14 protein-coding genes are annotated in these 15908 nt (G+C 38.5%); 7 read left to right on the top strand and 7 right to left on the bottom strand.

What is annotated here, in order from left to right; translation table 11 throughout:
- The first annotated feature begins 126 nt into the window (after nucleotides 1–126).
- The 7 genes from rpmH (at nucleotide 127) to GWI68_RS02500 (ending at nucleotide 5637) form a co-directional block, all read left to right on the top strand.
- Nucleotides 127–270: a 50S ribosomal protein L34 gene (gene rpmH / locus GWI68_RS02530; protein WP_036933424.1), complete on the top strand. Its 144-nt coding sequence runs from the start codon at nucleotides 127–129 to the stop codon at nucleotides 268–270.
- Nucleotides 271–287: 17 nt separating this feature from the next.
- Nucleotides 288–647 carry a ribonuclease P protein component gene (rnpA, locus tag GWI68_RS02525; RefSeq protein WP_071788569.1) on the top strand — a complete coding sequence of 120 codons (360 nt, stop codon included), beginning with the start codon at nucleotides 288–290 and terminating at the stop codon, nucleotides 645–647.
- Entirely contained in the window at nucleotides 611–871 is a 261-nt protein-coding gene (gene yidD / locus GWI68_RS02520; protein ID WP_072070482.1) for a membrane protein insertion efficiency factor YidD, read from the top strand. Before rnpA ends, yidD begins: the two co-directional genes overlap by 37 nt.
- Before the next feature lie 2 nt (nucleotides 872–873).
- The gene (yidC, locus tag GWI68_RS02515) at nucleotides 874–2514 is read left to right on the top strand and encodes a membrane protein insertase YidC (protein WP_166539279.1); all 1641 of its coding nucleotides are present in this window, start codon (nucleotides 874–876) and stop codon (nucleotides 2512–2514) included.
- Between the two features lie 130 nt (nucleotides 2515–2644).
- The gene (gene mnmE / locus GWI68_RS02510; protein ID WP_109409832.1) at nucleotides 2645–4009 is read left to right on the top strand and encodes a tRNA uridine-5-carboxymethylaminomethyl(34) synthesis GTPase MnmE; all 1365 of its coding nucleotides are present in this window, start codon (nucleotides 2645–2647) and stop codon (nucleotides 4007–4009) included.
- A 203-nt stretch (nucleotides 4010–4212) separates the two neighbouring features.
- Complete coding sequence (locus GWI68_RS02505; RefSeq protein WP_088494147.1) at nucleotides 4213–4392, top strand: hypothetical protein; 180 nt, start codon at nucleotides 4213–4215, stop codon at nucleotides 4390–4392.
- A gap of 783 nt (nucleotides 4393–5175) precedes the next feature.
- Nucleotides 5176–5637: a DUF1097 domain-containing protein gene (locus GWI68_RS02500; RefSeq protein ID WP_166539278.1), complete on the top strand. Its 462-nt coding sequence runs from the start codon at nucleotides 5176–5178 to the stop codon at nucleotides 5635–5637.
- A gap of 100 nt (nucleotides 5638–5737) precedes the next feature.
- Here GWI68_RS02500 and GWI68_RS02495 read toward each other — a convergent pair whose 3' ends face one another.
- The 7 genes from GWI68_RS02495 to GWI68_RS02465 all read right to left on the bottom strand — a co-directional run bounded on the left by GWI68_RS02495 (nucleotide 5738) and on the right by GWI68_RS02465 (nucleotide 15890).
- Nucleotides 5738–6517: an ABC transporter ATP-binding protein gene (locus GWI68_RS02495; protein ID WP_166539277.1), complete on the bottom strand. Its 780-nt coding sequence runs from the start codon at nucleotides 6515–6517 to the stop codon at nucleotides 5738–5740.
- 80 nt (nucleotides 6518–6597) lie between these two features.
- On the bottom strand, nucleotides 6598–8679 hold the full coding sequence (locus GWI68_RS02490) for a TonB-dependent receptor (RefSeq protein ID WP_166539276.1): 2082 nt from the start codon (nucleotides 8677–8679) through the stop codon (nucleotides 6598–6600).
- Nucleotides 8680–8826: 147 nt separating this feature from the next.
- Nucleotides 8827–9867, bottom strand: coding sequence for an iron chelate uptake ABC transporter family permease subunit (locus GWI68_RS02485; protein ID WP_166539275.1), 1041 nt, complete (start codon nucleotides 9865–9867; stop codon nucleotides 8827–8829).
- Nucleotides 9864–10871, bottom strand: coding sequence for an iron ABC transporter permease (locus GWI68_RS02480; RefSeq protein ID WP_166539274.1), 1008 nt, complete (start codon nucleotides 10869–10871; stop codon nucleotides 9864–9866). The genes GWI68_RS02485 and GWI68_RS02480 overlap by 4 nt, the downstream gene beginning before the upstream one ends.
- A 6-nt stretch (nucleotides 10872–10877) precedes the next feature.
- The gene (gene fepB, locus GWI68_RS02475; protein ID WP_166539273.1) at nucleotides 10878–11834 is read right to left on the bottom strand and encodes a Fe2+-enterobactin ABC transporter substrate-binding protein; all 957 of its coding nucleotides are present in this window, start codon (nucleotides 11832–11834) and stop codon (nucleotides 10878–10880) included.
- Nucleotides 11835–12023: 189 nt separating this feature from the next.
- Nucleotides 12024–12818, bottom strand: a complete 795-nt coding sequence (locus GWI68_RS02470) for an energy transducer TonB (RefSeq protein ID WP_166539272.1) — start codon at nucleotides 12816–12818, stop codon at nucleotides 12024–12026.
- A gap of 27 nt (nucleotides 12819–12845) precedes the next feature.
- The gene (locus tag GWI68_RS02465) at nucleotides 12846–15890 is read right to left on the bottom strand and encodes a TonB-dependent receptor (protein WP_166539271.1); all 3045 of its coding nucleotides are present in this window, start codon (nucleotides 15888–15890) and stop codon (nucleotides 12846–12848) included.
- Nucleotides 15891–15908: the final 18 nt, after the last annotated feature.

Genomic DNA, 15908 nt, shown 5'->3' with positions numbered 1-15908 from the left:
TATTACAATCCCGCATCTTTCCATCATTGATGCTGCGATTGAAGTACCGGTTTGTTTATTTATTGCACGCCTGTCTGTCAACGCATTTGCTGAATCAGTAATTATATTAAGTAGGTAGAAATCGCCATGAAACGCACTTTTCAACCGTCTGTACTGAAGCGCAACCGTAACCACGGCTTCCGCGCTCGTATGGCCACTAAAAATGGTCGTCAGGTTCTGGCTCGCCGCCGTGCGAAAGGCCGCTCTCGTCTGACCGTTTCTTCGAAATAATAAAAGCTAACCATTCCGTGGTTAAGCTCGCTTTTCCAAGGGAGTTACGTTTGTTAACTCCCAAGCATTTCAATTTTGTTTTCCAGCAGCCACAACGCGCGAGTTCACCAGAAGTTACTATTTTGGGTCGCCAGAATGAGCTGGGGCATCCCCGCATCGGTCTAACAATCGCAAAGAAAAACGTTAAACGTGCTCATGAGCGCAATCGTATTAAACGATTAGCCCGTGAATACTTTCGTTTACATCAGCATGAATTACCGCCGATGGATTTTGTGTTATTAGTAAGAAAAGGGGTTGCTGAACTTGATAACCACCAATTGACGGAAGTGTTGGGTAAATTATGGCGTCGTCATTGTCGCTTGGCTCAAAAGTCCTGATCTTGCTGATTAGGGGCTATCAACTGGGGATTAGTCCTCTGTTGGGGCCTCGTTGTCGTTTTAATCCTACGTGCTCTCATTATGGAATTGAGGCATTGCGCAGGTTTGGAATGATAAAAGGTAGTTGGTTAACAGTGAAACGCATATTAAAATGCCACCCTTTACACGAAGGTGGTGATGATCCTGTCCCACCTAGAAAAAACGACGATAACAGAGAAAATTAACGATGGATTCGCAACGCAATCTTCTATTCATCGCTTTGCTGTTCGTTTCTTTCCTGATCTGGCAGCAGTGGGAGGGTGATAAAGTTTCACAAAACACCACCACTACTACTCAGATCTCGCAACAAGCGGACATGCCAAGTAGTGATAGTCTTGCTGTAACTGGTAACAGCAATGAGCAGGCAAAATTGATTACCGTAAAAACTGATGTACTTGATCTTAGTATCAATACTCAGGGCGGTACAATCGATGAGGCTGATTTGTTAGCCTATCCCGCCGAGCTTAATTCACAGACACCTTTCCGTTTACTGGAAACTACACCTCAATTCCTGTATCAGGCTCAAAGCGGCTTAATTGGCCCAGATGGTCCAGATCAGAAATCTCGCCCAGTTTATACTGCTGATAAAAACGAATTCATACTTGGTGAAAATCAGGATGAATTACGTGTACCTATGACTTTTGTGAATGAAGAAGGCGTAAAATTCGTCAAAACCTTTATTCTGAAAAAAGGTCAGTACGATATCGGTATTGAATACAAAATTGAGAATACAACAGATAAAACACTGACAATGAACTTCTACGGTCAGTTAAAACAATCTGTTAAATTGCCAGAAAGCCGTGATACTGGTAGCAGCAACTTTGCGCTACACACTTATCGTGGTGCGGCATATTCCTCAGATGAAACCAACTATAAAAAATATAGTTTTGGTGATATCGAAGATAAAAACTTATCTCTAACCACGAATAATGGTTGGGTTGCGATGTTACAACAATACTTCGCAACAGCATGGGTTCCTTCTAAAGATAGTCAGAACAATAACTTCTACTCAATTACTTTAGAAAACAAATCCATTGCTCTGATTGGTTATAAATCAGCACCTGTCACTATTGCACCAAATAGTACAGCTGACATCACCTCTACATTATGGGTTGGCCCTGAAATTCAGTCTGAAATGTCCGCTATCGCGCCACATTTAGACCTGTCTGTAGACTACGGTTGGTTATGGTTTATCTCTCAACCACTGTTTAAACTGTTGAAATTCCTTCACAGCTTTATCGGTAACTGGGGCTTCTCCATCATCATGATCACCTTTATCGTTCGTGGTATCATGTACCCGCTGACCAAAGCGCAGTACACCTCCATGGCGAAAATGCGTTTACTGCAACCAAAACTGGCTGCTCTGCGTGAACGTATTGGTGATGACAAACAACGTATGAGCCAAGAAATGATGGCGTTATACAAACAAGAGAAAGTGAATCCTCTGGGTGGTTGTTTACCACTGATTATCCAGATGCCAATCTTCCTTGCGTTGTATTACATGCTGATGGGCTCAGTTGAATTACGTCATGCTCCATTTATGTTATGGATCCAAGACTTGTCTGCGCAAGACCCATACTACATCCTGCCATTATTAATGGGTGTAACGATGTTCGTCATTCAGAAACTGTCTCCAACAGCAGTAACTGATCCGATGCAACAAAAAATCATGACCTTTATGCCGGTTGTGTTTACTGTATTCTTCCTGTGGTTCCCATCAGGTCTGGTTCTGTACTATATCGTCAGTAACTTAGTGACCATTATCCAGCAGCAGTTAATTTACCGCGGTCTGGAAAAACGTGGCTTACACAGCAGAGACAAAAAATAAGGTCACATGAGGAAAAACCTCTTCCTTGGTTACATTCAAAGGAAAGTGACATAAAATAGCGAAGGCGGTCTACAATGACCGCCTTCTGTTTTTTATATTGATATGATTATTTTGATTAAGCGAGTACACCATGCATAGCACTGATACTATCGTCGCTCAGGCCACACCTCCGGGAAGAGGCGGTGTTGGTATCCTACGCGTTTCTGGCCCAAAAGCGGCTCTTGTGGCACAAACCGTTCTAGGTAAGTTGCCTAAACCTCGTTATGCTGATTATCTGCCATTTCGCAATGATGACAACTCAGTACTTGATCAGGGTATCGCCCTTTTCTTCCCTAATCCGAACTCATTTACAGGTGAAGATGTTCTAGAACTACAAGGCCATGGCGGCCCCGTTATTCTAGATTTATTACTAAAACGTATTTTACAAATTCCTGGTGTGCGTATTGCAAACCCTGGGGAATTTTCTGAACGTGCATTTTTAAATGACAAACTCGATTTAGCACAAGCAGAAGCGATTGCTGATTTAATTGATGCTAGCTCAGAACAAGCAGCACGTTCAGCAATTAATTCATTACAAGGTGCATTTTCCTCTCATATTAACGAGATGGTAGAGTCGTTAACTCATCTACGTATCTATGTTGAAGCGGCTATTGATTTCCCTGATGAAGAGATTGATTTTCTTTCTGACGGTATCATTGAAGGAAAACTTAATACCGTTATTGCTGAATTAGATGATGTTCGTGCTCAAGCTCGCCAAGGTAGCTTGTTACGAGAAGGAATGAAAGTGGTGATCGCGGGTCGTCCAAATGCGGGTAAATCAAGCCTATTAAATGCATTAGCAGGTCGAGAAGCGGCTATTGTCACGGATATTGCTGGTACAACTCGTGATGTATTACGTGAGCATATTCATATTGATGGTATGCCTTTGCATATTATCGACACTGCAGGCTTACGTGAGGCCAGTGATGAGGTTGAACGCATTGGTATTGAACGAGCTTGGAAAGAGATTGAACAAGCAGATAGAGTGCTATTTATGGTTGATAGCACCACAACCGATGCAACAGCGCCTGAAGATATCTGGCCTGAATTTATGGCACGTTTGCCAGACACCTTGCCTGTTACTGTTATTCGTAACAAATCAGATTTAACTGGTGAGAATGCCGAGATCACGGCACAAGGTAACTACCCGATGATCCGCTTATCTGCTCGTGATGGAATGGGTATTGAGTTACTTCGTTCCCACCTAAAAGAAGCAATGGGCTTTAATAGTAATACTGAAGGTGGTTTCTTGGCTCGTCGCCGCCACTTACAGGCATTAAATACCGCTGCAGAACATTTACAGCAAGGCCATGAACAACTGGTTTATGCAAAATCCGGTGAATTGTTGGCAGAAGAGTTAAGACTGGCTCAGCAAGCATTAAGTGAGATCACCGGTGAATTTACCTCAGATGACTTATTGGGTCGTATTTTCTCTAGTTTCTGTATCGGGAAGTAACCACTAAATCTTACCTGCTATACCGTGTAACTTTCAATTTAACGGTTATGGCAGGTAGAGTTCGATTTACACACTATAGTCGTTTTTTAATAATTAAGTGATAGTTTTACTCCTCCTTGTAGTTCATTTTTCAAACAATTAATCTTTGTTTATACTAATCAACATTGCTATATTTTCCGGAAAGAAAATCATAGGAGATATCTATGGCCACGACTTCTTTTAGCAAAAATTTTATTGTTAAGGACAAACAGTCTATTGAACTTATACAGAATGCTTTAAGTTATCCTCGACATATAAAAATAGTAAAACGGAATTACGAAACAGAAAATAGACAAGGAATTGCGTTATTAAAACAACGATTGTCCAACTTGGAAAACTACTAAAAGAGTTTGATAAAGAAACAACAATTAAACTCTTAAGTAGTTTTTCTAATAATTTAAATTGTGATGTTGAGAAATTTTTAACTTCTTCTACTAAAGCAATAAGATTTGAGCAAACTAATAATGCACGAACCTATTTAATATTAAATGATAATGGTGAAATTCTTGCTTACTTCTCTTTATCCTTTAAAGAACTTATTCTTGATAATGCAAAAATAAGTAAAACAAAAATACAACAACTCGATGGAATTTCTAAAAAAGCTGAAAGAATTAAAGCTTTTCTTATTGGTCAAATTGGGAAAAACACATCTATAATAAATAACTCTATTTCTTTAAAGTTAATCTTGAATGAGATTTATGCTGTCTTATCAGAAGCAAAAGCCCTTATTGGTGGTAGGATCATTATATTAGAATGCGAAAATAATAAAAATCTAGTTCAACTTTATGAAAGACATGGTTTTACACTAATTGAAACCGAGAACAATTGTCCTTATTCTCTCCGCACTCTTTATATTCATATTATTGAAGAATAATAATAAATTAAATATCAATAAATAATACTTAGTTAAAATATTTATTTTTACATTTAATAAATAAAACTGATTACGCAATCGTTTACTTTTTACTTTTTCTATCTTGAATAAAAATCAATATATCTAACACGTATTAATATCATTATTAAATGTGCTTTTTAATGATCTAAATATAGAAAACCAGTCAATGACAATGCTAAACTTCGTTTTTAGTTAACTGGGTAAATATCCCCCTTATATTTAAGAGTCTACCGTGAGAACGCTTTATTTTACTGCGCTGACAACAGGCATTCTTTCTGCCATTTGGGCATTTGTTGCTAATCAATTTGATTTATTAAGCTGGGCTGGCTTTTTGGGTTGTACCGCCTATTTTGCTTATCCTAAAGAAGGTATTAAAGGATTAGCTGTCACCATGGCTACCATTATGAGTGGCGTGATTTGGGCATTGGCGATTATTTATGGTAGCCAAGTCTTTAGTGATATTTCTATTTTTGGCTATGCTGTCACTGGTGTTATTGCCTTTGTGATGTGTATTCAAGCTAAAAGTGCACTACTCGCTTATATTCCCGGCACCTTTATTGGAGCATGTACTATATTTGCCGCTCAAGGGGATCTCTATCAAACCATCCCTTCATTAATCGTTGGCGTTCTATTTGGGTATTCGATGAAAATGAGTGGACTTTGGGTTGCCAACAAATGGCCAAAAACAGCGTAATTTGTTTATGCTAACTCAAATCTAAAAGCGGTATTTAGTTATGCTAAAGCCGCTTTTTTATTTCTTAGCTATATAGCCAGCAATATAGTTGGTTATATAGTTAGCAAGGCACAATCATCGGTGTCCCAACAACAGGATCAGGAATAATTTGGCATTCCAAATCAAAAACCTGTTTGATTAACGCTTGATTGATAATAGATTTTGGCTCTCCTTGCGCAATGATTTTTCCTTTCACCATCACCACTAAATTATCGGCATAACGACACGCTTGGTTTAAGTCATGTAAAACAGCAACGACAGTGCGTCCTTGCTGCTGATTAAGTTTTCGAAATATATTGAGTAACTCAATTTGATAAGCAATATCTAAATATGTTGTTGGCTCATCTAGCAGTAAAATCTCAGTTTGTTGCGCCAATATCATCGCCACCCAAACACGTTGCCGTTGACCGCCAGATAACGAATCCACTGTTTTATCTGCAAATTCCACAATTCCAGTCTCTTTCATTGCCGTTTCTACGGCTAACTTATCTTCTCGGCTCCATTGATGCATAAAACTTTGATGAGGAAATCGTCCTCTTGCGACTAAATTAGCCACAGTGATCCCAGAAGGTGCTTGCATCGTTTGTGGTAATAACGCGATTTGACGAGCGAGTTTTTTAGTCGGTAATGACGTTAAAGGCTGAGCATCTAATGAAACATGGCCTGATAATGGTTTTAATAAACAGCACAAGCTACGCAGTAGCGTTGATTTACCACAACCATTGGGACCAATAATGACGGTGACCTTTTTATCAGGAATAGAAAGCGAAATATCTTGGCAAATTGTTGTCTGCTGATATCCCAACTTTAAACTGTGTGTCTGTAATCGGCTATTATGCATAACATTATCTTTTTATTGAATGATCACATTAAGCAAAATAAGGGTGATAAATTAGCATCACCCTTTGCTGTGATTTATATTTAGAAACGAACTTCTACTGAAGCACCAACCATACGAGGACGCTGATAAATGGCAGTATCTTTATTATTATCTGGAATAAGAATTCGTTTATCAGAATCAAATAAATTCTGAGCAAATAACGTCGTTCTACCCCATTTAAAATTATAGCCAAGCTGTAAATTAGCTAACCAAAAACTATCTACTTTGCCGCTATCTGCATTATTTGCATTCGAGAAATAATCTCCCGAGAACTGAACATTACCGCTAATATCCATCGCCTGAGTTAATTGATATTTAGCACCGACATTCGCAGTATAACTTGGTGCTCGAGCTAACTCTTTGCCTTCAATACCACTGTTACCAAAATCTTTGATTTTAGTTTTTAATAAACCAACACCTGTATTTAATTCAAGCGAGTCTATTGGTTGATAAGCAATTGTTAATTCGGCACCGTAAGTTTCAACCTTTTTCGCATTACGAATAGTGGAAGAGTTTGGTCCTAAATAGAATGGCAGTTGCATATCTTTATAGTCGTTGTAGAACAAGTTTGTCATCACACTTAACTTGTTATCCAACAGGCTATTACGTGTATAAAGGCTATAGTTCCACACATATTCTGGAGAATAAACATAAGTGACAATTGGCTTACCAATCGTCACACCTGCGCCACCACCGTTATAGCCTCGACCGACAGCAAAACCGACGGTTTGATTCACACCCGGTTTCCATGCGATATCAGCTTTAGGCAAGAAGGTGTTATAGGTTTCATCAAAATCGATAGCAACAGCCGCACTTCCCCCATTACGAGTGTGGTGCTCTCGTTCAAAACGTCCTGATAACGTGACATCAATTTCAGGAAATAGTGCGTAAGTTAATGAACCATAAGCGGAAGCCGTTTCTGTTTTATCATCAAAATAGCTACCCCCAAAGATATTCACAAATTCATCTTGTTTGGCGTGGAAATAACGTAAACCAAAAATCCCGCTTAATGCTTCACTGTCCGTTTTAAAACGGAGCATAGGTTCAAATTCAAACTCTTTAGCATCAATATCTGCACGAGGGCTTTGTGCTTCCGTTAGGCGACGTGTTGAAAAATCAGTATAAATCAGTGTATTTTCAACACTTAAATTGTCATTCGCTTCCCATGTAGTATTTAAAATACCACTGGTTGTTTTACGTTTAATCACAGGACGAAAACGTGAAGGGGCATTTGGCGCTAAATTACTTGCCATATTGGCTTCATTTTGCGGTGATCGACTATCAAGATGGCTAACTGTTAGCTTGGCCTTAAAATCAGGATTATCTAAAGAGTCATAAAGTAGTTTCCCACGGAATGTATTGGAATGGATATCGCGCGGATCACCCGTTGGTGAATATTTATCCATATGCACAAAGCTTTCACGCTCTTGTCTTTCTGCGGTAAAACGAAACGCTAATTTATCTTCAATCAGTGGCCCAGAAGTCATGACTGCATATTCACGAAGATCTTGCTGACCTGCACCCAGTTTTACTGCATTTTCCCAATAGAATGTTGGGTCTTGAGTTTTAACCAAAATTGCACCAGCAATAGCATTACGGCCTTGCACATAACTTTGTGGATCACGGAAAATTTCAACCGTATTCACATCCCACAAGGATTGAGCACCATAACCAAATTCGTTATAGGTAAATGAGCGCCCATCAACAGAGAAATTAACTCTAGGTCGAGTACCACCGAGGAAAGCAATAGCACCTTGAGCTGGCCCTGAGCCATCAACACCACGAATAGCAGGTAAAGCATTGCTGTTTCCGTTATCAACAATATTCGGTGTCATTTGCAGTAATGTATTCACATCTGCATTCGGTGTGGCTTCTATTTTTTTCGCATCATAAACCGTGACACTCGAGCCTGTGTCATAGATAGATTTATTGAGTTTTTCACCAGTTACAATTAACACATCCACTTTTTCGTCGTGTTTTTTGTTATCTTGTGACGTTGATGTTTTTTCTATTTCTTGTGCATTTACATTAGGAACAGCAATACATAAAGTTCCTAATAAAGCCGTTTGCACTAGTGTTGTTATTGTGGCTTTTTTAGCGCGTAGTGTAAGAACAGTAGACATAAGTCTATACCTTTCATGCCATAGAGCATGCCATTAGACGATTTATAAAATACCCACATTACATCCCAAACGTTTAATTAGTCTTTCTGGCGACCATCCCATGACTTATCCTTAAGTTATTAAATATTTATTTCCTTTATTATTATTTTAAGTTCTCTGTTTTTTTGTCAGTAACCACAACAAATAAAGCCCACCAATAACACCCGTCATTAAACCAACAGGCATCGTGACATCAATAGGTAGGCGTTGTGACAATACGTCAGCAGAAAGCAAAAGAAGTGCTCCCATTAATGCAGAGCCTACGATGGGTAGCTTTCCTGAGTGGCTTAATCGGATCACTAATTGAGGTGCCGCGAGTGCAACAAAAGCAATCGGCCCTGCACTGGCAGTCGCTAATGAAGCGAGTAATACAGCACTAAAAATCATCACCCATCTTACTCGGCCAACATTGACGCCCAATTGTTGGGCCATATCATCGCCCATTTCCATTAAAGTGAGTGATTTAGCATAAAAAACAACGAGGGGAACAAGCAGCAGTAAACCGATAAAAGTAGGGTAAACATGCTGCCAAGTACGAGCGTTTAGTGAACCAGCAAGCCAAAGATTAGCCATAATGGCATTATCAATATTGCCTTTTACCAACAATAAACTATTAAAGGCATGTAAAATGGCACCGACGCCAATACCGATTAAAATCATGGTGTAACCAGACATAACACCATTTTTTAATGACAGTAGATAAACAATTAACGCCGTTGCCATTCCGCCTATTAATGTAGAAATAGCGATATCCACAACCGTGCCATTAAAAATAATGATTTGAAGTAATGCCCCTGTTGCTGCACCTGTTGTAAAACCAATAACATCCGGTGAACCTAAAACATTACGAGAGATCGACTGGAAAATAGCGCCTGAAATACCTAATGCAGCTCCAACCCCCATAGCAGTAAGTAGACGAGGCAAACGGATATCCATGACAATTTTCTCTTTGATACCACCTTCTGATTGCCCGACAACAATATCTATTAATGTAGAAAACTCGATGGGAAACTTGCCCGTTGTCAGTGCAAAGAAGGCGAGAGAAATCACCAATAAAAACAAGATAAAAGCGATGACGATATCTTTAAGAGAGAAGCGCCAAGACCATGTACCCAATTGGCAGATAATCTCATTATTTTTAGGTTTCATAATGTAATGATCCGCCAACGTTTAACCAGATAAATAAAGAAAGGCCCACCAATCAGTGAAATCATAATACCGACACTAATTTCTCCTGGTGTGCCGATTAATCGCCCTAAACAATCTGCCATCAGCATGACTAACGCACCAATTAACATCGACATGGGTAAGATCCGCCGATATTCAGCACCGACTAAACGACGAGCAAAATGAGGGGCTGTTAAGCCTAAAAAGCTAATAGGGCCAACCGCTGCGGTAGCACTTCCAGCTAGAAGAACTATTGAAAATGCCGACAATAGCCAAACTCGTTTTTGGTTTGCACCTAACGCATGACTAATATCATCACCTAATGTCACGATATCTAACGAGCGTGTTAGCGAGTAAGCAATCACACTTCCAATCACAACCAACACAGTAATTGGGTACAGAACATCGAAACTACGCCCTTGCAATGAACCCACAACCCAATGACGGAATTGATCAAAAACACGTTCATCACTATTGACCGTAATAAGTTGAGTAATAGCGAGTAAAACGACAGAAAGGGCAACACCTGCAAGCACCATTCTCACAGGATTAAGTCCGTGTCTTACACCACCAAGAAGATAAACACCAACACCCGCGCAGAATGCCCCTAATAAACCAAACCACATATAAATAGTGACATCAGTGATCCCCGTTAATGCAATAACAGAGACGATCGCCACCATTGCTCCAGCATTAATGCCAAACAGCCCCGGATCGGCAAGTGGATTACGTGTTAAAGCTTGCATTAACGTTCCTGCTCCACCTAATGCGACACCAATCACTATTGCTAATAATGTGCGAGGAAAGCGTAGATAACGTACTAATAAGTGCTCACTATTTGTCGTATCAAAATTGGCAAAAGCCTGCCATGTTGTATACATAGAAACATGCCTGCTTCCAACAAATAAGCTTAATAGTGCAAAAAAGAACAATAGGAGAATAGCGCCTCTTATTCCCCACTTTATGCTGTGGTGAGAAGTAAACATACGTTATTACTTATGCTGACTAAAACGCGCGACCATATCACTGATAATTTCTTGCGCGCTGTAATAATCAATACGAAACGAGTTTGCACCTAAACCATAAACTTGCTTATTTTTAACAGAAGGCAGATTTGCAAGAATAGGATCAGCCATAAATATATCGGCTTCTTTAGCGGTTCCACTTAATAGAAACGTTGTAGGTGCAGTGAGTTGTGTTAAATGCTCATATTGAGCCCACACAAAATCTGAAACGGGTTTATCTTTCGGTTGCCAAGCAAGATCTGCACTTTCAATGGTGAAACCGAGTTGTTGTAATAGTACTGCATGAGGACTGGTAGGTAATGAAACGGGATTAACAGTACCAGCACCAAAATAAGAGATAATATTGACCTGACCTTCCGGCAGTTGTAGCGCCTCTTTCCCTTCTTTTACTAAGCTTGCAAAATGCTGCAATAGTATATCCGTCTCTTTTTCTTGGCCTGTCGCTTGTGCCAATTGTAAAGCCAAGCTTTCCCAACTCTGTTTGCCGTAATCTAAAACAATAGTCGGCGCGATTTGTTGAAATTGTTCAACTTGTGGATAAACCGTATCACCACCATTTACGGAAACAACGATTAAATCAGGTGTATAAAGATAAGCCATTTCTAATGAAACACCGCCCGCTGACCATAATTTATCAACTCCTCTTTCTTTTGCCACTTTATCCCACTGAGCAAAATACTGGCCATTTGCCGCAGTTGAACTTGCAACAACGGGCGCTTTCATTGCAAGCAATGTCCCAGTGATAGAAACCGATGCAGATAAAATACGTTGTGGTTTTGCTTTTATTTCAACTTTAGAACCATCCACGCTAGTAAATGTACGAGGCCAAGATTCACTATCTGCACCCACATCAGAAGCGCTAGCGGTATTAACAAAGAGAGAGAAAAGGAAAAAAAAGGTAGTAGAAACAGCGGATTTAAACATAACTAATTTCCAAGTAAGCAAGCTTTACTTTAAATAATAAATATAATTATTAATGTTAATCATAATCAATATCATTAACAACAAACATTTATGTGCTTGTAATTGGAAAAATGCGAATGAGTGCACAAAAAACAACTTTATAAAAAAGCACTTAAGTCTAAATTCAACTTAAGTGCTTTCGCTAGCTCACTAATTTAATTGAAAATCTAATGAGACAATTAAAGGGTTCAATAGGTTTTCAGGTTTAGGGCCTATGGGCTTTACACGTTTAACCGCAGCAATAGCCGCATTATCAAGAGAAGAAATACCTGAGGTACTTTCTATCTCAACCCTTGAAATTGTACCTTCTGATGTTAGTGAAAAACTCACCACCACCTGACCTTCATGTTGCATGCGACGAGCTTGTGATGGGTAGCGTTTATGACGCTCTATTTCTCGGCGCAGTGAACTAATATAGTGATTGTCAGATTCACCTTGCCCTATTCCTTTCTCGCTTAACGCATGACTTCTTCCTGCTAACGAGCTTGCCGTATGTTGCGTTAAGCTTTCTGCCGAGGCTTCTGAAGCTGTTTGCGCTATTTGGCTTTCTAAATCACGCTGTTTTGTCGGCTCTATTTTTTCTTGCACCACCTGTTTTTTTACGGGTGTAATTGGTTTTAGAGGTATGGGCTTTTCTTTTATTTTTTCAGGTGTTTTTTTTGGTGCTTCAACAAACTCCCCTTTTTCTGAACTTGGTAAAACAATGGCGCTGTCTTGAGGTTCAATTTTTTCAATCGGCTCAGGCACCACTGTAGATTGTTGAGGTGATGAAAATACCACTTGGTAAACGGATAATGTATTTTCTTGTTGCTGATGAATATGGTGTGCACTTTCTGTCATAGAAAGTGAACGCAACACCCAACTTAATACGCCGATATAAACTAACGATATGCCAATCAGCCAATAATAAATATTAAACGGATGCCTGACAGAAAGTGCCAACATAAATAAAAGCTCCTTACTCTCTTTTAATTAAAATTGTGCAGTCACACCTAATCGGAATGTTCTTCCCGGCGCAGGCATACCTGATCGCGTTAAAGGATCAATGTAGTATTCGTTTAATAAATTACTGCCTGTTATTTCAAAAGATAAATTAGGGCTATACTGATAGTTAATATAAGCATCAACGGTAAAGACTTTTGCCCAACGCATTGGGTTGTTATTTCTGCCATACATTTCTCGTGGTAATTTTTCTTTTAGCCATTTCTCATCTTTATTTTCCACTTCTGATGAATAAAGCCAACGACTACCAATTTCTAATTTATTGTCGAACCAACGAGTCCCTAAATGTAAATTAACCGAATATTTAGGTTGGATAGAAGTACGTAAAAAACCACCAGGATAACCGCCCGTCATACACTCTTTAATCCCCAAGAAACCAAAGGGATCATAGTGACTAAAGGCATTTTTATCACATACTTTATTTTTATGGCTATAAACTAAAGCCGTATCCATAAAAATAAATCCATTATCAAAGCGAGCTTGAACCTCTAATCCCTCTAATATTTGCTTTTCAAATTGTCTAATTTGCCAATTCGAATCTCTATCAAACACATTTTCAATATTGGTATGAAAATAATTTATTTTAATATCAGCATGGCGCTCCACATTTAGCCAATTTGTCAAATCGAAAACAACCCCAAATTCTGTACTTTTCGCACGCTCGGGTTTTAATTTAAAACCGTAATAACGCGCTTTTGACCCAGAAAAACCACTGGTATCTTCAAATAAATTAGGTAAACGTAGCTGCTCAGTATAACGCCCATAAAAACGCAATATATCGTTGGCATAAATCGTCGCAGACACTAAAGGGGAAAATGCGCCATGATGATAGCTGGGCTCTGGTGCAAAATTATCTTTATCATCAAGATAAATAGGTATTGGATTAGAAACACCCATTTCATATTTATTAACGGCTTTACCTGTAATTGGATCAGGTACTTTTTCATTAATATCAACATAGCCATTTAAGAAGATGTTTTTACTTTTAGGTAACTCTCCATTTTTGTCATAAAGTAAGACTGTATATTCAGTGATCATAGGACGTTTTTGAGAAGATTTTATGTTGAGATTTCCTTGTTCATCATGAAGAAAATCATCCTGCATCATATTAACTTGAACTCTTTTTATTTCATTTCTATTAATAGTCTTTTCTTTTATTTCTAATGATAAGTTTTCATATTCAGGATAAACAAACTTAGATTGCATAAACTTACGTATTTTTTTGTCTATTTCTGGATTATGTCGAAAATTTTTAAGTTCTTCCGGTAAACCCTCTACATCAATACTATGGTAGGCTCTATATAATAAATATTCCTCAGCAGTTAAAGTTCGTCGATAAGGAAGAATAAAACCTCTTATTGATGGGGATTTCCCATAACCTTTTACGTTATTCCGCCGCTTATTATTTAAAAAAGTATCGGTTAAATGATAGTAATGATATTTGCCGCCAGCAGTAATGGCTAACCAAGAAAGTGGCTTCCAATCTGTGGAAAGGGCTAAATTAATTTCATGACGTTGCCCTGCTCGCCCTGCGGTAACAAAATCAAAATTTTCAGGAATTTTAATTTCATCACTGTCTAATTTTTCAAATTGATAATTACTGGAAAATGAAATAGAAAATTGAGGTGATAATTTAAATATCGAGGATAAATCCACGCCATAGCGGTTATTTTTTTGATAAAGAGAAGCTGTATCAATAAAATGGGTATCTACTTTTGCATCCCATTTAGATAAATACCTTTCGTCATAATCAGTCTCCATTGAGACTCTGGGTTCACCACCACGAGTATTCGTATGCCCAGAAGTTAAATTACCCCATAAACGTAACAGTAAATCCGCTTGCTTATCTTCTGGTTTCCACTGATAAGTTAATATTCCCGCCTGTTGATTAATCGTTGCTAGTGGCCATTGAGTCACGACATTTTTTTCGTAACGAGCCCACTCTAATCTCAGAGGCATAATATCGCCAAACAGTAAGTCTGTGTATCGATAGTTAATTGAAAAACGATGTGTTGATTCAGGGAATAATGTTCCTTTTACTAAAAAGGAACGATTACGACTGGAGGTATTAGGGACTTCATTACCAGGACGATAAATATGAGCAATAAAAGGAACATAAGGCGTTAATCTTAATTTATAATCAATAGAATGGATTGCCTTCATATCATCCGTTTCTAGATAAGCTTTTGTATTTCTTTTTCCCGCTAAATAATTTCCTTTTTCTCGCAGTGCATAAGCAAATAATAAATTAAATTTTTCTTCTTCAAAACCAATCCCAAGTCGAAATGAATGGTCATGAAAATTCCAATCTTTATTTTTTTGAGGGGTTATTTCTAAAGCAGGATCAACGACCCTTGAACCATGATGATAGAAATAAGGATAATTGCGATAATCTCCAAGCATATCTAAATAGACTTCTTTATATCGTGTGGAGTTATTACTGATATCCCCTTTAAAATTGATACCAAAAGAATCGCCAATAGGCACAATATCTCGAATATCTAAGGTTTTTACCGCAATACCCCCGCCAATACCGGTTTTCATATCGGGTGTTAATGAGGGACCTTTTTCAATATAGATACTGCTAATCAGATTAGAATCAATATAGTTACGATTAGATGCACCACTATAACCTCGATAAACAGTAATTGCCTGCTCTGTCCCATCCACAGTAACAGGTATTCGACCTTGCCCTTGAATACCCCGAATATTAGGATCAAGTGCTCCCCCATTACGCGCTTCACCACTATAAACACCAATGGCGCTTTTTAGTAAATCAGCGGGAGAAACGCCTTGATAACGCTCTAGTAATTCTTTGCCTAAATAAACATTAGAGACATCTTTCTCATAAACTTGTGAATAACCCTGTTTATCTTTTTCTTTATTATCAGAAATCTGAATATGACCAAGATCGGTTTTATCTTCTTTGGCTTGCAGATAAAAGCAAGGAGAAAATAGCGATAGAGAAACGAAGATTGAAACAATTTTTCGCTTTCTAAAAAGCATTACATGCATTGTTTTACCTATTCAATT

It is taken from the genome of Proteus sp. G2669 (genome assembly GCF_009915245.1).
In the GTDB taxonomy this organism is placed as follows: Bacteria; Pseudomonadota; Gammaproteobacteria; order Enterobacterales; family Enterobacteriaceae; genus Proteus.
Note: the sequence above shows the minus strand (reverse complement) of the source record. Positions and strands in the feature narration are given on the sequence as shown.